This is a genomic window from Jejuibacter sp. L23 (genome assembly GCF_050815825.1).
GTDB classification, from domain to species: domain Bacteria; phylum Pseudomonadota; class Gammaproteobacteria; order Enterobacterales; family Enterobacteriaceae; genus Jejubacter; species Jejubacter calystegiae.
Window position 1 is genome coordinate 743459 of sequence record NZ_CP138199.1, and the last position, 21028, is coordinate 764486.

At 57.1% G+C, this 21028-nt stretch carries 17 protein-coding genes and 1 pseudogene; 9 read left to right on the plus strand and 9 right to left on the minus strand.

The genetic code is table 11. The features are described 5' to 3' along the window. Positions 1-35: 35 nt before the first annotated feature. Positions 36-1445, minus strand: a complete 1410-nt coding sequence (locus tag SCU88_RS03445; RefSeq protein WP_138095630.1) for a purine-cytosine permease family protein — start codon at positions 1443-1445, stop codon at positions 36-38. 394 nt (positions 1446-1839) lie between these two features. Between SCU88_RS03445 and SCU88_RS03450 the strand changes: the two genes are divergently transcribed. Together SCU88_RS03450 and SCU88_RS03455 are read left to right on the plus strand one after the other, a co-directional pair. Beyond that, positions 1840-3099 carry an NAD(P)-binding domain-containing protein gene (locus tag SCU88_RS03450; protein ID WP_175340380.1) on the plus strand — a complete coding sequence of 420 codons (1260 nt, stop codon included), beginning with the start codon at positions 1840-1842 and terminating at the stop codon, positions 3097-3099. A gap of 138 nt (positions 3100-3237) precedes the next feature. After that, the gene (locus tag SCU88_RS03455; protein WP_138095632.1) at positions 3238-4116 is read left to right on the plus strand and encodes an oxygenase MpaB family protein; all 879 of its coding nucleotides are present in this window, start codon (positions 3238-3240) and stop codon (positions 4114-4116) included. A gap of 485 nt (positions 4117-4601) precedes the next feature. Here SCU88_RS03455 and SCU88_RS03460 read toward each other — a convergent pair whose 3' ends face one another. From SCU88_RS03460 to SCU88_RS03470, 3 genes and pseudogenes are all read right to left on the minus strand, one after another. Continuing rightward, positions 4602-5684 carry an LLM class flavin-dependent oxidoreductase gene (locus SCU88_RS03460; RefSeq protein ID WP_175340440.1) on the minus strand — a complete coding sequence of 361 codons (1083 nt, stop codon included), beginning with the start codon at positions 5682-5684 and terminating at the stop codon, positions 4602-4604. A 77-nt stretch (positions 5685-5761) separates the two neighbouring features. Next, a pseudogene (locus SCU88_RS03465) lies at positions 5762-7336 on the minus strand (rhodanese homology domain-containing protein); the annotation flags it as partial. Then, a complete protein-coding gene (locus tag SCU88_RS03470) occupies positions 7336-7911 on the minus strand; it encodes a cysteine dioxygenase (protein ID WP_175340378.1) in 576 nt (191 codons plus the stop codon). The gene SCU88_RS03470 and the pseudogene SCU88_RS03465, both read right to left, overlap by 1 nt. 236 nt (positions 7912-8147) lie before the next feature. Here SCU88_RS03470 and SCU88_RS03475 point away from each other — a divergent pair, with 236 nt between their 5' ends. The 7 genes from SCU88_RS03475 to SCU88_RS03505 all read left to right on the plus strand — a co-directional run bounded on the left by SCU88_RS03475 (position 8148) and on the right by SCU88_RS03505 (position 15637). Continuing rightward, entirely contained in the window at positions 8148-9098 is a 951-nt protein-coding gene (locus SCU88_RS03475; protein WP_175340439.1) for an aliphatic sulfonate ABC transporter substrate-binding protein, read from the plus strand. Between the two features lie 448 nt (positions 9099-9546). Then, a complete protein-coding gene (locus SCU88_RS03480) occupies positions 9547-10164 on the plus strand; it encodes a hypothetical protein (RefSeq protein ID WP_175340377.1) in 618 nt (205 codons plus the stop codon). A 116-nt stretch (positions 10165-10280) separates the two neighbouring features. Further along, the gene (locus SCU88_RS03485) at positions 10281-10802 is read left to right on the plus strand and encodes a fimbrial protein (protein ID WP_175340438.1); all 522 of its coding nucleotides are present in this window, start codon (positions 10281-10283) and stop codon (positions 10800-10802) included. A 57-nt stretch (positions 10803-10859) separates the two neighbouring features. Beyond that, on the plus strand, positions 10860-11531 hold the full coding sequence (locus tag SCU88_RS03490; RefSeq protein WP_175340376.1) for a fimbria/pilus periplasmic chaperone: 672 nt from the start codon (positions 10860-10862) through the stop codon (positions 11529-11531). 37 nt (positions 11532-11568) lie between these two features. After that, on the plus strand, positions 11569-14094 hold the full coding sequence (locus SCU88_RS03495) for a fimbria/pilus outer membrane usher protein (protein ID WP_175340375.1): 2526 nt from the start codon (positions 11569-11571) through the stop codon (positions 14092-14094). After that, positions 14085-14606 carry a fimbrial protein gene (locus tag SCU88_RS03500; protein ID WP_175340374.1) on the plus strand — a complete coding sequence of 174 codons (522 nt, stop codon included), beginning with the start codon at positions 14085-14087 and terminating at the stop codon, positions 14604-14606. The genes SCU88_RS03495 and SCU88_RS03500 overlap by 10 nt, the downstream gene beginning before the upstream one ends. Beyond that, positions 14606-15637, plus strand: a complete 1032-nt coding sequence (locus SCU88_RS03505; RefSeq protein ID WP_175340373.1) for a fimbrial protein — start codon at positions 14606-14608, stop codon at positions 15635-15637. Before SCU88_RS03500 ends, SCU88_RS03505 begins: the two co-directional genes overlap by 1 nt. Here SCU88_RS03505 and SCU88_RS03510 read toward each other — a convergent pair. The 5 genes from SCU88_RS03510 to dnaT all read right to left on the minus strand — a co-directional run bounded on the left by SCU88_RS03510 (position 15631) and on the right by dnaT (position 20994). After that, entirely contained in the window at positions 15631-16152 is a 522-nt protein-coding gene (locus tag SCU88_RS03510; protein WP_175340372.1) for a GNAT family N-acetyltransferase, read from the minus strand. The genes SCU88_RS03505 and SCU88_RS03510 overlap by 7 nt on opposite strands. A 77-nt stretch (positions 16153-16229) precedes the next feature. Continuing rightward, positions 16230-18521 (minus strand): phosphatidylglycerol--membrane-oligosaccharide glycerophosphotransferase, encoded by a 2292-nt coding sequence (opgB, locus tag SCU88_RS03515; RefSeq protein ID WP_175340371.1) that lies wholly within the window; start codon positions 18519-18521, stop codon positions 16230-16232. 609 nt (positions 18522-19130) lie between these two features. Continuing rightward, the gene (locus SCU88_RS03520; RefSeq protein WP_175340370.1) at positions 19131-19622 is read right to left on the minus strand and encodes a DUF2501 domain-containing protein; all 492 of its coding nucleotides are present in this window, start codon (positions 19620-19622) and stop codon (positions 19131-19133) included. Positions 19623-19711: 89 nt separating this feature from the next. Next, positions 19712-20449, minus strand: coding sequence for a DNA replication protein DnaC (gene dnaC / locus SCU88_RS03525; protein WP_138095642.1), 738 nt, complete (start codon positions 20447-20449; stop codon positions 19712-19714). Positions 20450-20451: 2 nt separating this feature from the next. Next, a complete protein-coding gene (dnaT, locus tag SCU88_RS03530) occupies positions 20452-20994 on the minus strand; it encodes a primosomal protein DnaT (protein WP_138095643.1) in 543 nt (180 codons plus the stop codon). Positions 20995-21028: the final 34 nt, after the last annotated feature.

Below are 21028 nucleotides of genomic sequence, written 5' to 3' on the forward strand. Positions count from 1 at the left end.
TCCTGTGCGGCGCCCGTTCAGGCGCCGGGGTTTGTTCAGCTTATGGGATGTTGCAGGCCGCTCTGACGGCGGCGATACGCAGTGTCACGGGTGGCCAGCCAGTAATAGAGCGGCGAGGTCACCAGCAGACCAATCAGCCATGAAAGATCGGCGCCGTTGATGTAACGCGAGATGGGGCCGACGTAGAGCGGCGTATTCATAAAGGGGATCTGCACCAGAATCCCAATGGCGTAGGCCAGCAGCGCCTGAGGGTTATAGCGACCGTAGATGCCGCCATCGACCCGGAAGATCGACTGAATATCGTAGTTGCCCTTGTGGATAGCATAGAAGTCGATCAGGTTAATGGCGGTCCAGGGAACCAGTACTACCAGCAGCGCCAGCACCAGATCGACAAAGTGGCTGATAAAGTCGGCGGAGGCGCCGATCGCGGCAATACAGCAGCCGAGCAACACGATGATGGAGATCCAGGTACGACTGCGGTGTCCGGGGATCCAGCGCCAGACGAAGGTCTGCACCAGGGTGATGATAGAGAGCACCGCGCCATACAGGTTAAGGGCGTTATGGCTGATAACGCTCAGCAGGAACAGGATCAGCATCAGCGGGCCAATCGCGCCGGTGGCAAGTTTCACCGCTTCCATGGTTTCCAGCCCCGGCGGCGTCGCCAGTACCGCCATGGCGCCGAAAATAAACGCCAGGCTGGAGCCCAGGGTCGATCCCAGCCAGGTAGCCCAAAAAGTAGAGGAAACCGAGACCTTTTCCGGCAGATAGCGGGAGTAGTCGGAAACATAAGGGGCGAAGGCAATTTGCCACAGTGCCGCCAGTGAAACCGTCGCCAGCCAGCCGGAGAGGTTAAAACTGCCGCGGGTCAGGAAGTCCCCGGTGTGGATATGGGTGAGGATATAGCCGAAGCCGACAAGGATCCCAATCCCCAGCACCCAGGTGCCGATACGGTTGAGAACGTGGATAAAACGGTAACCGATAATGCCGATCGCGCCAGAGCCTACGGCGCCGAGTACAATGCCGACCGGAAGGGGGACGCTGTCGGCGATCCCGTGCAGCGACTGGCCCGCCAGCACGATGTTGGAGGCGAAGAAGCCGATGTACATGATCCCGGCGATAACCACGACCAGTAGCGATCCCAGCGATCCGAACTGGGCGCGGCTCTGAATCATCTGCGGGATCCCCATCTGGGGCCCCTGTGCGGAATGGAGCGCCATCAGTACGCCGCCGATCAACTGGCCGACCAGGATAGCAACGATGCCCCATAGCAGATTCAGATGAAATAGCTGGATACCGAGGGCGCCGGTCACGATAGGCAGCGGCGCGATATTGCCGCCGAACCAGAGCGTAAACAGATCCCTGACTTTTCCGTGGCGATCTTCCGGTGGAATATAGCCGATAGTGTGTTTTTCAACGAGCGGTGGCGATGTTTGTGTGTCGGACATAGCAAACTCCAAAGCGACAAAGAAACAGGTGAAGTCGTGCTGGTGCCGCATCATGATGGCGGCTTTTTGTTATCGAATTGATAATGCGCACTGTTGTGGCGGTGGGTAAATTAGTAAGTTTGTTCTCAGGGGTTAGAAAAAAACTATATCTGCTTATTCCTCTGAGAACACAGGTTAAGTTACTGTCAGCAATATAAATTTGTGATGGAAAAGCCGAGGGGCAGCGCGTTGGGTTATTGCTGTTCGCTGATGGGGGCATGCCCACTCAAAGGGTATTGGTAACGTGAGTGTGGCTGAATTGTTAATTTATGGTCAGTGACCAGCTTAATACTATTTTACCGTCCCACGGCGGCTCCATAGTCTTGGATCATTCCCCATGACTCAGGACACAGAGATGACGCCAGAAACAATCAAAATCGACACATTAGTGGTGGGCGCGGGGCAGGCCGGTGTGGCGATGAGCGAGCACCTGACCCGCCTGGACATACCGCACCTGGTGCTGGAAAAAAACCGTATTGCCGAAGCGTGGCGCAGCGCGCGCTGGGACTCGATGGTGGCGAACGGGCCCGCCTGGCACGATCGCTTTCCCGGTATGGAATTTGCCGGCGATCCTGATGGTTTTGTGGCCAAAGAGCAGATCGCTGATTATTTCGTTGCTTATGCGCAGCAGTTTAATGCGCCGATCCGCACTGGCGTGGAGGTAAAACGGCTACGCCGCAACCAGGGGCGCCCGGGTTTTACCGTTGAAACTACGCAAGGGACGATAGAAGCACTGCACGTGGTGGCCGCTACTGGTCCGTTCCAGCGCCCGGTGATTCCGGCGATTGCTCCCCGTGAGCCGGAACTGCATCAGATCCATTCGGCGCACTATCGTAACCCGCAGCAGCTTCCGGAAGGGGCGGTACTGGTGGTGGGAGCCGGTTCTTCCGGCGTTCAGATCGCCGACGAACTGCGACGCGCCGGGCGTGAGGTGTATCTGTCGGTTGGCCCTCACGATCGGCCGCCGCGCTCTTACCGTAATCGTGATTTCTGCTGGTGGCTGGGGGTTCTGGGGCTTTGGGATCTCTCTTCCAGCGAACCGGGCAAAGAGCACGTGACCATAGCCGTGAGCGGCGCCAGAGGCGGTCGCACCGTCGATTTCCGGCGGCTGGCGAATGAAGGGATTACGCTTGTGGGCAGAACCCAGAGCTTTGAGCAGGGCGTTGCGACATTCAGCGCCGATCTGGCGGAAAATATCGCCCGCGGCGATGAAAACTATCTGGGGCTGCTGGATGCCGCGGATGCCTGGGTGGAACGTAACGGCGCCTCCCTGCCGGAAGAGCCCGAAGCGCGGGAAATGTTGCCGGATCCCGAATGCGTTACGGATCCGATTCTGAGCCTGGACCTGGCCCACTCAGGCGTGACTTCGATTATCTGGGCCACCGGTTACGCTACCGATCACAACTGGATGGAAGTTGATGCCTTTGATGAACAGGGAAAACCGCGCCATCAGCGCGGCGTTTCCAGCGAGTCAGGCATTTATTTCCTTGGACTCCCCTGGCTGTCGCGCCGCGGCTCCACCTTTATCTGGGGCGTCTGGCACGATGCGAAGCATATCGCTGACCATATCGCCACCCGACGTAATTACGAGCATTACCTGCCGTCGGGAGAGTGAGAGCCTTTCGGATAAAGTATAAAAAACCCGGCGCATGGTGGCGCCGGGTTTTTTTAATCCCCAAACCCTCATTTATTGCTAAGCCGAACCTTAGTCCCCTGATGATATAGTGAGCGCTGAATTTCAGGAGGGACAGACGTGGAAAGAGTGCGGGCGGCTATCGAACGACAGGTACTGGGACTCACTGGCATTGCCCTGAAGGAGATCGACTATGAACACCCGGCCGGAGAGCCCGGGCTGTTCGGGCCGCGTTCGGTCATCTGGCAGGTGCACGGTGATTTTACCTCGATGATGTGCGGCGGTATTAGCGCACTGCTGCTGCAAATGCTGCATCCTCTGGCGCTGGCCGGAGTGTGGGATCATTCCAACTTTCGCGAAGATATGCTTGGCCGCCTGCGCCGTACCAGCCAGTTTATTTCCGCCACCACTTTTGGCACCACCCGGGACGCCGAGCGGCTGATCGAGCGGGTGAAGCATATTCATTTACAGGTATCGGGGCGGGCCTGCGATGGCACGCCCTATGAGGCCAGCGATCCTCAACTGCTGACCTGGGTTCACGTGGCGGAGTGCAGCAGCTTCATGGCGGCGCATCTGCGTTACCGGCGCCCCGGACTGGCAGTCAGCGAACAGGATCGCTACTACCGGGAGGCGGCGCGCATCGCCGAAGCGCTGGGCGCCAGAGACGTTCCCACCTCGAGTGCGGCGATCGCCGATTATTTGCAGGCCCAGCGCCCGCAACTGTGCAGTGACGGGCGTACTCGCGAGGTGGCGAATCTGCTGCTGAACGCACCGGCTCCCAGCCGCCTGGCTCGTCTGCCAGGGGCGTTGATGATGCGGGCGGGTATTGATCTGCTGCCCGACTGGGCGGCGCAGATGCTGGGGTTGCATCTGTCTACATTACAGCGGCACATTGTGCGCCCTGGCGTTCATGGCATCGCCAGGGTGCTGCGAGCTTCGGTGCGTAACGCGGCGTATCACTGCGCCATGCGGCGCATGGGGGAAAATCCGGTACTCTAGCCCCGTTTTTATTAGGTTCATCGCGAATTGGCGTGAAACAGAAGTTAACAGTGGTTAACCCATTTGTCTTGATGAATATGCCGCGCAGGAGAAGGTTCCGTTCACCTTAAGGTGATTTTGTTTATGTAAACAGCGGAACCGGTGGGGTTTTATTCCGGCTTAAAAAACGCCGGAGCGTTCACGCAGGGCCGGAGGAGCGACAAGGATGTCGCGACAGGGCGGGGCCGCCAGGGATGGCGGCTCTCGCCCGCTCCGAAAAGCCCGGAGTGATAAGCGAAGGGGCCCCGAAGGGCGTTTTTTACTGCCGGAAAGCCCGGGTTGCCAGGGTGGTGGCGACTGAGCCACGCCTTCCCCGTTCACCGGCTGTGAATCAGCAGAGAAGCAGTCACGCAAAGTGAACGGAACAGCTCACCCCATCATTATATTCTGTCGGTTTTTGGTTTCCGCTTTCGAACACTCCACTCTAATTCGCGATGAACCTTTTATTATGCCGGCTGCCGCCGCGCTTCTGCCCGAAGCCGCACTTTCTCACGGGTGAGAGGAATAAGCGCCTGGCCGTAATCGCGGGCGTCATTAACGGGGTCGAAGCCGCGAATCAGGAAGTTACTGACGCCAAGACTGTAATAGTCGAGCAGGGCATCGGACACCTGTTCGGGCGTGCCAACCAGCGCCGTGGAGTTATGGCCACCGCCGACCAGCCTGGCGATACCGGTCCACAGTCGCTTATCCACGACATCCCCTTTGGCCGCAGTTTCGCGCAGCCGCTGAGCCCCCACGCTTTCTGGCTTGGGGGAAAATGTATAGCCAGAGGCCAGCTCCCTGGCCTGTTCCAGAATCTCATTCGCTTTAGCCCAGGCCGCCTCTTCGGTGTCGGCGATAATGGGGCGGAACGAGACGCTGAAACGCGGCTGGCGTCCCTGTTTTGCCGCTTCCTCCCGAACCCGCTGGATGGTGTCCCGGGTCTGATCCAGAGATTCCCCCCACAGCGCGAAGACGTCGGCGTGACGGCCCGCTACCCGTAACGCGGCGTCGGAAGCGCCGCCGAACCAGATGGGAATATGGGGCTGCTGTTGCGGACGTATGGCAGACCTGGCCTGCTCAGCGCGATAGAAGTCGTTAGCGATATCGAAGGGCTCCTCGCTGGTCCAGGTACGGCGCACCACCTCCAGAAAAGCGTCGCTGCGGGCGTAGCGTTCGTCGTGATCCAGCCAGTCGCCGTCCCGGCGCTGCTCGCTGTTACTGCCGCCGCTGATAATATGCACCGCCAGTCGGCCTTCCAGCAGATGTTCCAGCGTTGCGAATTTGCGCGCCGCCAGGGTGGGGGAGACAAAGCCGGGGCGATGGGCCAGCAGAAAGCGGATGCGCTTTGTGGAAAGCCCCGCCAGCGCCGTCACCAGAAAGCCGTCCGGTCTGTCGGACCAGTGGCCCACCAGAATGCGATCGAACCCTGCCGCTTCGTGGGTTTGGGCAAAGCGGACAATATGGTCGCGATCGAAAATCGGGCCGGTCGGGGGCAGGATTTCGGACGATAGCTGGTGGCCGATCATGCCGGTAAATTCAATGCTCATCATAACCTCCGAAGGGTGTGGGCGTCAGTCGCCTCAACAGGGGGAATTGAACCGTTCCCGGGAATGGAAAGTGGCGCGATCGTCCGGAATCCGTGGGTGCCATCGCGTGCCAGTTGCGCCACCAGCCCGTACTCCCATTCCAGATAGCCGTTCATCGCCTCAGAGGGGTTATCGGTGCCCTCATAGGGGCGCTGGTAGCGATCGTTACGGGGCGACAGCAGCCGGGTCTCTCCCTGTTCCAGCGGTAATCCAGCCTCTATCCAGGCAGCGGTGCCACCGCGCAGTACCGCTACCGGGCGACCGGTTAGCGCCGCCACTTCCGGTGCGGCAAAGCGGGCCAGCAGGCTGGTGCCACAGGTCACGACGATGCTTTGTGCCTCAGGCAGTTGTGTCAGCACCTGTGCCAGTTGTTCCCGCTGGAGCCAGAAGGCACCGGGAATATGGCGCGCTACGTAGCTAGCGCTGGCGGTGAAGTCCAGCACGATGGCCTGGCGGCGGATCAGGCGCGCTTGCAGAGCGTTCGCGTCAATTTCCTCGACCTGCGGCAAAGGGGGATGTTCGGGAGGCGTCGGTCCGGACTGACTGAAGGCCCGGCTGTCCGCCAGCGGCAGTAGCGCGACTTCCCAGCCCATCTGGGCCAGCCAGCTGGCGGTCATTGGCGCCCGGATGCCGTCGTCATCGGTTAGCACAATACGGGCGCCGCGTACGCTGGCGTGGTGGTCGGTCTCCTGAACCAGTTGTCCGCCTGGTACGTGCAGGCTGTCGGGAAAGTGCCCGGCCAGATATTCGCTTTCGCTGCGTACATCGAACAGATAAGTGGTACGGGTGGTATCGCCCTGCCAGCGCGCCAGGGTGGCACTGTTAATGGCCTGCACGCCTGCTCTTAGCGCCTGTTCCCAGGCGCGGGCTTTCAGGTGCGGCGCCGGGGGCACCTGCGGATAGCTGCGGTTCTGTCCATGTTCCAGCTCGTAACCCGCCAGGGTCCAGCCGATAGTGCCGTTGCGCAGCGCCGTTACCGGATTAGGCAGCCCGATATTGATCAGCGACTGGGTGCCGATAATGCTGCGGGTGCGGCCAGCGCAGTTGACGACGATACGGGTACGGGGATCCGGTGCCAGCGCCGCGATGCGTCGGACCAGTTCGGCACCGGGCACGCTGGTGGCGCCCGGTATGCTCATGGTGTGGTATTCGTCCGGCCGCCGGGCATCGACAATGACCAGCGGCTCTCCGGATGTCTGTAGCGCTCTGACCTGCTGTGGCGTCAGGGAAGGCGTATCCAGTTGCTGCTCCACCAGTTCGCCAAAGGCTTTTGAGGGAACGTTAACGTCGCGAAACAGTTCGCCGCCGGATGCGTGCCAGCCTGCTAGCCCATCGCGGAGCAGGGCGACATTCCGGTATCCCAGGGAGATGAGCCGCTGTCGGGCACGCTCCGCCAGCCCTTCACCGTCGTCATACAGGGTGATTGCCGTATCGTGGCGCGGGATACGTCGCCAGGCATCCAGCTCCAGGCGGCCGAGGGGAATATTGACGGCAAACAGCGGATGCTGCCGGGCGTATTCCGCTTCCGGCCGGACATCGACCAGCGCCAGTTCGCTGCCTGTTAACAGCGCCTGACGAATCGCAAGCGCATCGCGATATTCCGGGATGGTCATTAGTGAACCTCCTGTTGGGCGGAGTAGCCGGAAACAAAGGGCTGACGGGTACCATCTTCCAGCCAGAGATGGCGCTCTGTGGCACCGATATCGCCGCCATAAACGTGAATGCTGACAGAGGTTGCGTTATCCAGCGCATTACTGACCTGATGGATATCGCCCTGCTCGGGGAGAAAACTCACCACATCGCCGCGGTTCAGTCGCTGCGGTGCGCCATGAGGCCGGGGCGTGCCGTTATTATCAAGCCGGTAAGGCTGGTTGAGTTCTGCGCCGCGCAGCATACCGATCACCCCCCAGACCTGGTGGTCATGTACCGGCGTACGCTGCCCGGGTCCCCAGACAAAGCTGACGAGGCTGAAACTGCCCATCGGATCGGCATACAGCAGATACTGCTGATAGCGTTGGGGATCCGGTTGGGCGAGCGTCGGCGATAGCCAGTCATCATGGGCGAGCAGCGCCTGTAGCCGCGGTTTAATTTGATGGATCAGCCGTTGACCGCGGGTTTCCTGATGACAGATCCCGGTCAGTTCGCAAACAAACTGGTGCAGGCGGTTGAGGTTAGGTGGTGTCTCCATCGTCGACTCCCGTTGGACAGTGGTTGCGGAAGTGACAGTAGCAAAGGCGTTTTTATTCCCGAAATGCAATATATCGCTAAGCTAATATGCAATCTGGTTATTGGTTGCGGGGAGCCGAATCGCACAGGAAGAGATGCCAGTATGGGAAAGGATATGCGAAATCGGCATTTAGCCCGTCGCAGCGACTGCATTAGCGTTTCGGTCTGACACTGAATACCACCAGGAGGATTACCATGATGCGACGCCGGGCTCTGGGCTCTTTGATTATTGGACTGACTCTGGTCGCAACCTCATCTCCGCTATGGGCGGCGGCTGATGTCACGCTGCGGATTGCCGATCAGAAAGGGGGGATGCGGGCCGTGCTGGAGGCGGCGAATCAGCTACAGGGGCTGGACTATCAGATCAAATGGCATGAGTTTCCGGCGGCGGCACCGCTGGCCGAAGCGCTCAATGCCGGTGCCGTGGATGCCGGTATTATCGGCGATGCGCCGCTGCTGTTTGTGCTGGCCCAGGGGGCGCCGGTAAAAGCTATCGCCGTCGATAAGTACGATCCCTACGGTACGGCGCTGCTGGTCAGGCCCGATTCGCCGCTGACCGGGGCTGCGAGTCTGAAAGGCAAAACCATCGCTACCGGCAGGGGATCTATCGGCCATTTCATTGCGTTGCGCGCCCTGGAGCAGGCTGGCGTTGCCCCCACTGAGGTTAAGTGGCGCTTTCTGGCGCCGGCGGATGCGCGTATTGCGCTACTGAATAAGGATGTTGATGTCTGGGCCACCTGGGAGCCCTATACCACCGGGCTTACTGGCACCGGGCAGGGAAAGGTGCTGGTCAATGGCCGGGGGCATATCCAGGGCAACACCTTCCTGGCGGCAACGGAGGATGTGCTGGCCGACCCGCGCCGTCGTGCGGCGCTTCAGGACTACCTGGCGCGTCTGGCCAAAGCCGAAAACTGGGCGCGGGACCATACCCGGGCTTATGGCGTCACCCTCAGTAGACTAATCGGCCTGCCGCCAGCAATTGCCACTGCGCAGTATGAGAGCCGTAATGCCCGCTGGCAGCGGATAGATGCGGCGACGATAACCCAGCAGCAGCAGACGGCCGACTACTGGCTGAAACAGGGAATGATCCTGAAACCGCTGGATGTAAAACCCACCTTTGATGCCCGATTTACGCTGTCTGCTCCCTGACTCAGGCGATTACCGGCGAGGTGCCGGGACAAGGCTTCCCGCCGGTAGTCGAGCTTCAGAGTATTCTCGTTCATATTCTTATTTATAGATATTGTCAATGTCAGGTCTGTAGACTGTAATGTTTTTAATTCGCTGATAAATATATAAAAATAGATTTCTATTTTTGTTTGAGACAAATCGTATCAGTAATTGTTGTCCATCAGGAATATTTCATGGAAAAATCCTGGTATGAAAAGTCGTCAACAAGGAGGTGACAGAGTTATTGTGAATCTATTATGTAGTTTTTATCTCTATGCGGGAGTTTGTTGCGAGCGCATGACGAGATATTAATCTTGTTTTAAATGGATTATTGGTTTTATCGTCTATTTTAGCCGGAAGGATCTGGATTGTTTTGAATATATCGCAAGCACAGATAAATTAACTCGACTAAAACAAGAGGAGAAAATTCTTGGTCCAAACGCAGGGAGAGGTTACCGATCCCCGAGTTGCGATTATTGGGGAAGACAGCTATGCCAGGGCGGGAATTGTCACACTAATTCGAGAAATAAATCCCAGAGTTGCCGTTAAGGCATCATTAAATAATTATCGGGCGCTGGAAATTCTTCTTGGGCAATACCCCGTGGATATCATTATTCTGGTGTCCGGTTATGAGTGTGATGTCGGCTTAAGCTGCCTGAGAGTTATGCATCAGATAGCATATGACTACCCGTCGATACAGCTTTTGGTGTACTCCAGGCGGGCAACAAGTTTTCTGCTACGTGCCCAAAGTACAGGATGGTTACAGTGTATTGGTGAGCCCTTTCCCGCCTGGCGGAAGCATCTCAAGGTATTCTTAATACCAGATGGCGCTACGAAAAAGGAGGTGGTTAGCGCAAGAAAAGGTAATTTTATTTTAAATCGTGATGAGTGGCTGGTGATTAATGATCTTTTCACCGGGGAGTCACTGAATTCAATTTCCCGTCGTCGGGAAATTAATTACAGAAGAGTTAGCGCGCTGAAAATGTCTGCGGTGCGTAAACTGGGTCTGCGGACGAAAAATGATTTATTGGTTTTCCTGGCCAATTAAACATGGAATGTCAGCGGATGAAATAACCATAAAGGGAATGAAATAAGATGGATAAACAACGTAATAAACAAAAACAAACACATTATCGTGCTGCATTACCGCTGGTCGCATTATTGATGCTGCCGGGCGCAGTTTATGCAGAAGAGGCTGAGGCACCGACGCCGGTGACCGTGGCAGGCGGTACGGTTAATTTCGAGGGTAGCGTTGTTGCTGCCGCCTGTGCGCTCTCTTCTGGTAGCGCCAATATGACGGTGGATATGGGGCAGGTACGTACGACGGCGCTGTCGGCTGCGGGCAGTATCGCGCCAACTGGAAAAGATTTCAGCGTTCTTCTGGAAGACTGTGATGCCAGCACTTATACCGGCGTCTCCATCACCTTTAGCGGCACCGCTGATGGTGCCGATCCGACGGCGCTGGCTGCAGGTGTCAATGGTGGTGCCTCTTCGGCGCAGCATGTGGCTATCCACCTGTATGACGAAAGTGGATCTGCCGTCAATCTGGATGAACCCTCTTCGGTCACCACCCTGCGTGATGGCAGCAACCAGATAAACTTTAGCGCGAAATATACCTCGCCCGTTGGCGGCGCTACGGCGGGTGATGCCAGCGCCGTGGCGACCTATACCCTGACTTATTCGTAATGCCACCCGGCGCCCGCAGGGATAAAGCGGGCGCCATTTACCCCGGAGGGAAACGCTATGCGTAAATGGTTTTGCCTGTTATTGGGCTCTGTTGTACTGATGTCTGAGGCCCTGGCGGGGGGAGTGGGCCTGGGGGCGACCCGGCTTATTTATCCGGACGATGCCCGCCAGGTGACTCTTAATATTCGCAATACCGACCGTCAGTCTCCGTTTCTGATTCAGACGTGGGTTGATGATGCTCGGGGCAACAAGAATTCAGATTTTGTGATTGCGCCGCCGCTGTTCGTCCTGAAGCCGGAAAGTGAAAATACGCTGCGGGTGATGTTTACCGCCAGTGGGCTGCCGCAGGATCGCGAAACGCTCTACTGGCTGACGGCAAAGGCGATTCCGCATACGTCGGCGCGCAGTAAAAATACCTTGCAGCTCGCTTCGGCGAATCGCATCAAGATGTTCTATCGCCCCGCGGATTTACCTGTCTCGCCGGACCAGGCCTGGGGGCAATTATCAGGCAGTCGCAGTGGCGACCGCATCACGCTCAATAATCCCACGCCTTACCACATTACGCTCGCCTTACTGCAGGTGCAGGGCAAAGAGGTTCAGGGGGTGATGGTTCCGCCGAAGCAAAGTCTGACGCTGCCGGGGCGCTATCCTGGCGCCAGCCGCTTTAGCTATCGCGTGATTAATGATTTTGGCGCCTGGAGTAAAACGTACACCGCGACGTTGAAATAATCTCCGATCGTTGGCGCTCGCAGGGATGGCTCTGACTATGAAGATCGTAAAACGGACTTTCGTGACACCAATACTATTACTGAGCGGTATGGCCTGGGCTGAAACCGATTATCAGTTTAACCCGCTATTTCTGGGGGGCGGCCAGGCAATATCCGCCGATTTATCCTGGGTAAATGGCGGTGGAGAGCTGCCCCCGGGTAACTATGAGGTCAACATTTATGTTAATACGGCCTATGTCATCAGTCGCTCTCTGTCATTTCAACAGGTTAATGGTCGCCTGAGTCCCTGTCTGACGCCGGATGTGTTAGGTATGCTGGGGCTCGATCTTCATCGTCTGGCCGGTCAGTCGATGGCGGCACAGCGTTGTTATTCACCCGATATGGATGCCCGTGATATTCAGGTTTCTCTGGATGTCGGCACCATGAATCTGCAGTTCACCGTGCCACAGGGCATGATGATTAACCGCCCCCGGGGTTATATCAGCCCCGGAAGCTGGGATTACGGTATCCGGGCCGGTTTTCTGAGCTATATGATTAACGGCTCCCACAGCGAACAGCGAGGCAGTGGAGGTCGTACCAGCAGTCCGCTGTTTGTCGGGCTGAACAGCGGCCTGAACCTGGGCACATGGCGGTTACGTGACTACTCCACCTGGAGTCGTAGCGATGACGACGGCAAATTTAACCGGGTTCGTACCTGGTTACAGCGCGATCTGGTGGCGCTGAGTGGCCAACTCTATCTGGGGGAAAGCTATACCCCAGCCTCGCTGTTCGATGCCGTGGGCGTGCGCGGCATGCAGCTCAGCAGCGACGACAACATGCTGCCAGCCAGCCAGCGTGGCTACGCGCCGGTGATTCGCGGTATTGCTCAGGGCCAGGCGACGGTCACCCTGCGCCAGAGCGGTAACGTGATCTATCAGACGACGGTACCGCCCGGTGAATTTACGATTGGCGATCTCTACCCCACCGCGTCCGGTGGCGATATTGAAGTGACCCAGGAAGAGGAAGGGGGCAGCGTACGGCGTTGGGTGGTTCCCTTTGCCAGCGTGCCGAATCTGGTCCGTGAAGGCCAGGTGAAATACGCCGTCAGTATGGGGCGATTCCGGCCTCAGTATCAGCAGAGCGCTCCTCTGTTTGCCCAGGGGGAGCTGTTTTACGGCATGGGGTATGGCCTGACGCTGTATGGCGGAACCCAGATGGCGGACGATTATCAGGCGCTGGCGTTGGGTATTGGCCACAATATGGGCGCTTTTGGCGCGCTTTCAGTGGATCTGACCCATGCCCGCAGCCGCCTGGCCGATCGACAACGTTACAGCGGTGATGCCGTTCGCCTGCGTTACAGCAAAGTTTTGAATGATGCCGGGACCCGGCTCAATTTTTACTCCTGGCGTTTTTCGACTAAGGGATTTTATCACCTGAGCGACACTGCCCAACGACGGATGAGCGGCGGCAGCCGGGTGGAAAGCGTGGATGCAGACGGCGTTGCCGTTACCGGGTACCGGGATTTTTATAATCTGAGATATGCCCGTAAAGACAGGCACCAGATGCAGCTTTCCCAGAATCTGGCCGACTGGGGATCGGTGGCCGTTTCCTGGGATCGTCAGGGCTACTGGAATACCGATCGCGCCAGCGAAAGTCTGCAACTTTCCTGGAATAGCAGTATCGGTAACCTTTCCTGGGGCGCGGCCTGGCAGCAGACCCGTACGCTGTGGTCGAACCAAAAAGACAATATCTTTTCACTGAACCTGTCCATTCCATTGGGGGATGCACACAACGCAACCCGGGCGCGCTATAGCCTGACCAGCAGCGAGCATCGCGCGGTTTCCCATAGTCTGGGCATGAGCGGCTATCTGCCTGGGATGGATAACCTTAACTATAGCCTGAACCAGCGCTATGCCGGGGATACCCGCTATGGCGCGGATCTGGCGATGCAGTATCAGGGGGCAAAGGGGAACGTCAATCTGGGGTACAGCTATACCGATTACAGCCGTACTTTCAGCTATGGTCTGAGCGGTGGTGCGGTACTGCATGAGGATGGCATTACGCTCGGCCAGCCGCTGGGCAACACCAATATTCTGATCAAGGCGCCTGGCGCGCGCGATGTGGTGGTAGAAGGGCGCAGAGGGGTGAGAACCGACAGCCGCGGTTATGCCGTGCTTCCCTGGGCTACACCTTACCGTCTGAATCGGATAGCGCTGGATATTCGCGAACTGCCTGACACCGTGGAGATCGACAATGCGGTGGTGAACCGGGTACCGACCGACGGTGCCCTGTCGCGGGCCGATTTCGCGACGCGTAGCGGCTATAAGGCGATGTTTTCATTGCGCCATCAAAACAATGGCTGGCTGCCTTTTGGCACCGTACTGAGCCAGCCTGACAACGATGGCGCTACCGGGATCGTCGGCGATAACGGTGCGGTCTATCTTTCCGGTCTGACTTCCCAGGGGACGCTGATTGCCGTCTGGGGAAAAGGGGCCAGTGGTCAGTGCCGTATTGATTATCGTCTGGATGATACCCGGTTTAATGCCCGTACCGGGCTCTATATTCAGGAGGCAACATGCCGGTAATATCGCGACGCTATTGCAGTGCCGCGCTGCTGTTGCTCTTTGCCAGTCGCGCGGTGGCCTATGATGTGCTGGTCTCGGTGACCGGAACGATTATCGGTAATACCTGCACCGTGGCCGTGAATTCGGAAAATATTGAAGTTGATCTGGGTGTGACCGCCATAAATCAGTTCCGCAGTATCGGGGATACCGGCAATTTTATCGCGCCCTTTACCATTAACCTGGAAGAGTGTGGGCCCACTTTCAGCGGCGTGCGGGTGATGTTTAGCGCCACGCCGGACGATGAAAATAACGATGTCGTAAAAAACAGCGCCGGTGATGCCGCAGGACTGGGGATCCAGTTACTGGACGCACAGCAAAAGCCGCTGGCGCTCAATAGTCAAAGCCCGGTTTATGGTTTGGCCCAGCAAAGCAGTGTGGCGATGACATTTTATGCCCGGCCGATAGCGACGCAGCAGAGTGTCGCGCCAGGAACCCTCTCCGCCACGGCAACTTACACACTGGAGTATCAGTAATGAGCAAATGGATAAGCAAATGGTTACTGGGGGTGTGGGCCGTCAGTATGAGCGCAGGCGCCGTTGTGAAGAGCTCGGATATGACCATCACTCCCCCTGCGTTCACCTATACAGGGGCTGCCGACGCGGTAACGACCGGCGACCTGATTGGCTCGCAATGGAGCGCTATTGTGAATGTGGCGACGGTATTCTGGTGCGGTTATACCGTTTATATGTGCAACCGGGCCACCATGTCGCCAGGCCCTTCGATCGTGTCGGCAGGCATGACGATGGAAATGGATGGCGTCAGCTATCAGGTGTATGAAACCGGAGTGCCGGGAATCGGTTTTGTGATTGGTCTGAGGGATCCTGGGGCCGCCAGTTGGATACCATTGCAGACTCAAACGACACAAACTTATCCTGTGGCGGGAACCAGTGGCGCCGCCACTGATATCGGCTGGTCGGCGCAGGTGACCTACGTTAAAACCGGTGAGTCGCTGGCCTCCGGCGTTTATACGCTGCCCGCCATTCAGGCTGCGGTCCTGAATGCTTATTCGGACTGGGGAGAGGTGGCGCCGAACGCCTATGTGATTATCGATTCCACAACGGTGACGGTGACCGCTCGCGGCTGTATTGTGAATACGCCAAATGCCTCGGTGGATTTGGGCAATGTGGATATCAGAACGCTGAACAGCGTAGGAGCAATGTCTGAGCGTAAGGGCTTTTCGGTTTCGCTCTCCTGTGATGAAAATATTTCTCTCTATGCCACCGTTAGCGATGCGAATAACCCGCTCAATAATTCCGATGCGGTATCACTGACGCCGGATTCGACGGCGCAGTATGTGGGGGTGGCCTTCTTCTATAACGGTGAGGGGCCGCTGCAACTGGGGAGAGATGATTCAAGCCCTGGCGCTACAGGCCAGTTCTTTATCCAGAGCGTCAGCGAAGCGGCGACGTTGACGCTGCCTTTCCAGGTGAGCTACTACCGTAAAGGCGAAATTGTACCCGGCACCGCGAACGCGCTGGCGAGCATTACCTTTTCGTATCAATAAAGATCGCGAACCATCGCGCAGCGCCTGGCAGGCTCCAGGCCGTGCCGGGCTTCCTGTGCCATCAGATGCTGTAAATCATCGGGGAGTTCTGGGGGAGTAAGTACCCTGAACCCCTGGCGCTCATAGAAAGGGCGGTTCCAGGGCACTTCACGAAAGGTGGTGAGGCTGAGCTGGCGCAAGCCTTTTTTCCGTGCATCTGCCGCCAGATGGTTGAGCAATGTGCTGCCCACCCCTTTTCCCTGCCAGTCATGATGGACTGCAAATTCATGGATATGCAGGCGCCCGTGGCGAACGCCAGCGGCCAGAAAGCCGATGGGGCGATCGTGCTTTTCAACGGCGACCAGGCAGTGACCGCTGCGGATCAGCGCCAGATGCGCCTGCGTGCTGAGAACCGCGTCATCGGCTATCCAGCGAAAGGCCTCCAGCGCCAGAAACGCCTGACCGGCGGCGCGTTCAATGGCGGGAAGGTGCGGGGCGTCGTCCGGGCGGGTAGGGCGGATAGAGTATGGTGACATATCAGACTGCGGGCTCCTTATTAGCTTGTGATAAAAAGGCCCCGATGAGCGGGGCCTGATGGGGAGCATTGTGGTGTTTAACCCGCGTCTTTCACTACTTTGATATCGACCATCCCGATACCCAGTTTACGCGGCGCGTGGCCGAGGATATTCCCTTCGTTGGAGTCCTGAGGCTCCGGCGGCGTAATGGTCAGCACCTTACTGTGACCCGGGTTGGTGAAGTGCAGTGTGGTCGTGCTAACTTCTTTATTCAGGGTCAGCGTCTGTTCGCTGTCGCCCACCCTTACCGGAATCGGCTTATTGGCGTTAGGGCCAAAGGCCTTAGCGGTAATGACCAGCGAGAATTTCTCTGGCAGCGGCTGGTGGTATTCGATTTTCACTTCCGGTGCCAGATTGGCGTTGGACCAACGGCCCCAGGATTCGGGGCGAGAAATACCGCTGAACTGTTTTACCGCTTCCGGCGCGCCGGGCACGTTAAAGACAAAGCTGTCAGACTGATAGCGGATGTCGTTATCATTGGCCTTCAGCAGATCGACGGTGTGCTGGTAGCGATCGCTATCAATCACGCTCTGCTTAATGGCTACCTTACCCTGCCATTTGTCCTGCTCTATTCGGGTAATCTGCGGCTCACCGCCCAACTGGCCCTGAGCCATACACAGATCGGTGGAGAGGCTGAGTTGCGGATCCCACAGACGGCCCATCTTGTAGCAGGTATCGAACCAGACGAAGTCATCGTTCGGCGCGAAATTTGCCAGCTGAATGCGCAGAGGATCGGAAAATTCGTTTTCGAGCTTCGGCTCAACGCGCTTGTCACCCACTTTCAGCAACAGCGGCAGCCGGAAGGTGGAGCCTGAGAAGCTAACGTTATTCTGAGTACGATCGAGGGTAAAGCGGTCGATCTTACGCGGGAAGTTCCACAGGTGTACCACGGAGGGTTTCCAGGCCAGGATCTTCTCTTTGGTGTTCAGGAACACCTGCGACATCGACTGCCCGGAAAGGCTACTACGCCCCAGCCCCAGGTAGTTGCCACCGCCCAGCATATCCAGCACCGTGGCGCCGTTATCCATGGAGTTGCGTTTGGTCGCGATCTGCTTCTGTTCCGGCTGGTCACCGCGAATCACAAAGAACAGGTTATTGCGTTGCTGTTCGTTCAGGTATTTCCAGGCGCCATTGTTCATGGCCAGATGGTCGGAAGAGACCACGATCACCGTATTTTTAAACCACGGTGAAGCTTTGATCTTCTCGATCAACTGCGCCACATGTTCCTGACTACAGGCGACCGCGCTCAGGGTCTTATTGGGCTTGCCGTCGTGATCGTAGTTTTTACGCTTACAGGATCGGGAAACAAAGCCGTCCGGATGGTGGGTATCCACCGTCAGGGTAAACAGTGAGAAGCGTTTGCCCTGCTTCGACAGCTCTTCATATTTCTGCCACACCTCATCCAGCACGGTGTCGTCGTAGAATCCCCAGTCGTTGCGGTATTCGGGGTCATCCACCATGGTTTTCAGCTCTTCGGAGCCGTAAAGGTGATCGAAACCGTGGGATTTCAGGAACACATCTTTACCGGCAAAGCGCAGGTTGGCGCCCTGAATAAAGTAGTTCTGGTAGCCGGAGTTCTTCAGGATATCGCCCAGGCAGGTATTCTGCGGGAAGAAGGTCGACATGGAAGAGGCCGAGTTGCCATCGAACGGAGCAAACAGTGGAATACCGCACTGAGAAGCGACCATACCGGCGATGGTGTAGTCGGTGCCGGGAAGCTGTTCGGTATGGCTAAAGTCCAGCCCCTGTTTCTTCAGGGCGCTCAGCTCTGGCGCCAGATTCGGGAACGCCTGTTCATTAAAGTAGGTGCGTTCCAGGCTTTCACCATAGATATAGACCAGGTTGAGCTTCGGATTGGCTATCTCTTTCGGCGGCTCTTTATAGTAGATCTTAAAGTCGGGATCGCCATCGCTGGTCTGGGATTTCACCAGGGCGGCAATCTGGTGGAATGCCGGGCTGGCATCTACGGAGCCCAGCGCCAGCGCCATGGCCAGCAGGCTGTAGCCAAAGTGGTGGGGGCGGTGCCAGCGACGGCGCAGCAGCCAGGCCAGCAGACCAAACATCCCCACCAGGGTCGCAATAATACCGATGCCGGGCAGAATATATTTACTGACGCCTGCGCCGGTCAGGCTGTTGGTCAGGGTATAGAGCACGGCATCGTTGATCCCGTCGCCGGTGAAGTAGTTACTGGCGTAAAGAGTCAAATTCAGAATGACGAACACGCCCAGCACCACCAGAATGGCGGCGAACCACAGGGTATTGCGCCCCGCTTTAAGCGTATAGATAGCAATGGACGCAACAAAGAGTCCTAATGAAAGCACTTCTGGCAAAGGAACATCCTCTTAAGATAACCAGGATTGAGTTGGACAAGTTCAGACGCGCAACAATGTACCGTCGTTGTCACATAGCTGCAATTCTACTGTCAAAATAGTGTGCAGGTCTTCAGAATTGGTTGATTCATCGCCAGCCTCGATCTGGATCACATCCGATACCCGGAGCAGGAAAACAGGGATAAACCCTGAGTTGAGAACAAACAGCGATGTTTTGTGCCATTTCCGAAAGTTTTATCTCTGTCATCAGGTTATCTAAGGTATTTTTAAGACAATGCCGATGTGAGCAAGGTCATATTTAAGGAAAATCTCACGATAAAGAGTGTGTGAATCATGACAGCTCTGGTTTTACCCTGACTTGCCCCATTTTAGGTGGATATAACAGTATGATGCTTTCAATCGTCAGTCTTATTGCGCTACTGGCGTTTGCGCTTTTTTGTTTCGTGAAGCATTTTCGGGAAGTGAATAAGCGCAGGCTCTCAGGCCCAAAGGGCCGTAACCGGTTCCGTAAAAAATAACGCCGGGCGTAGAAAATAATTAAGTTTTGTTTAAGTTTGGTTTAACTAAAAGCGGCGGCCCGGGTGGCCGCCGCTTTTGCTGGCTAAAAAATCAGGAAAGGAACTGCTTACCCTGCTTCAGCACCAGATCGCAGGCTTTGGTTTTTACTTTTTCCGCCAGTTGGGAATTCCCCAGGCTTTCCAGATTGAGCTGCTGGCCGTTGCCGGTATTCAACAGACCCTGCAGGCCCTGCTGATAGTCCTGCTGCTGATTTTGTTTCTGGGTATCCTCAAGGCCCAGTTTATTCATCAACTGGCTCTTAATGTTGTCCGTACTGGTTACGGAAGCCAGCTTCTGCTTCGCGCAGTACTGCATGACGCCCGCGGCGTTGGTCATGCTGTTGGAGCTCAGCGCCTGGTTGCCGCCGTTAAGCAGACCGGTGAGTTGGGAGAGGGAAGCACCGCCCTGGGAGCCGCTCTGGCTGGAGAGTTCGTTTGCCGCGCTGGACAGTTGATCCTGCCAGTTGGCGGCGCTGGCGCTGCCTGCAACCAGCATCGTGGCCATCGCTGCGCCATAGACCGCCCGTTTTGCCATAAACTTCATTTCGTTCTCCTTATTATTCCTCGTTGCCGGGCACAGTATAGCGTCTGTGCCTTATGGCGAAATCCGATTCTGAATCTTCCGGAAAAAGGTCAGTACTCTTTACCGGTGACCCGGCTACGGTAGCTGTCCCAGTTAAAGATCACCCACAGGCTGTTACCGAGACGCATCCTGTCCATCACCCGCTCGCCGAGCAGCGTGTTCATTTCATTAATATTCAGGTTAGTTAGCATGCCGGTAGGGCGGCGGGAAGAGGAGCGGCGATCGACGATCTGGTTAATGATCACCTTCTCATAGCGTGATTCGGTCTGCATACCGATCTCGTCGATCACCAGCAGATCGACGTTGCTCAGATCGTTGATCAGACGCTCTTCGGTGGTATCGCCGCCGCCGAAAGTGCCCTTGATGGCCGACATAATATCGGCCACGGTGATAATCAGCACTGTCTTGCCGTGCAGCAGTAGATCGTTGCAGATGGCGGCCGCCAGGTGATTTTTGCCGGTGCCGGGGCGTCCGGAAAAGACGAAGCTGGCGATATTGCCGTCGAATTCGGCGGCGTATTTACGCGCCCGCTCCAGCGCTTTCATCTGTCCTTCACATTCGACCCGGTAGTTGTCGAACGAGCAATTCATATGCAGTTCGCGAATGCCGGAGCGGTTAAAGGTGCGCTGCATTTTCATCGCCTGGTTTTCCCGGGCGATGGCGGCAGAGCGGATGCGACCCTGCTCCTGTTGCCAGGCGAGTAGCTCTTCGCCGCTGGTGAAGGCGGGTTTTACGTTGGCCGGCATCATCTTTTTCAGCCGGGCCATCAGTGCGGCAGTATTTTTCATAGTCAGCCCCGGAATCCGTCAGGAATATTGTCGTCAGGCTGCGATACGGCATTCACATCGCGCCTGGGCGATCCGCCGTTTGCGGCCCGGGAGATCTGAACGCTGCGCGCCAGTTTCTGCTGCCACTGCACGTGGTGAAAGACTTTGCCTTCCGCCTGCCAGTATGCCACGAAGGAGGCCAGCTCCTGGGGGGTCACCGGCTCCCGTAGCATAATGCCCCACAGCGCCGCCAGGCGCTGGAATTCGGGATCCGGCTGCCAGTCCGGATAGATGGCGAATTTGCCCATGGGCGGCGCAATAGGGGCCGCTACGGGCGTTTCCTCAAACAGCGTCTCTTCCAGCGCTACATCGGACACCGGGCGCTTCAGTCGCGCCTCCAGCGCCAGCAGCTCCGCCAGCCGTCCGGCAGTCAGAGCATAAAAGGCAGGCGCGTTATTGTTGAAGACCGCAACGGCACCCTGTCCGGATGTGGCCAGCGCCGCTTCAGGATCCTGGCGGAACGCGTCAATACCGATGACATCGGAAGTCAGGATTTTGGCAGACATAACACCATCTCAGAAAGCATGAAGGACTGCCCAA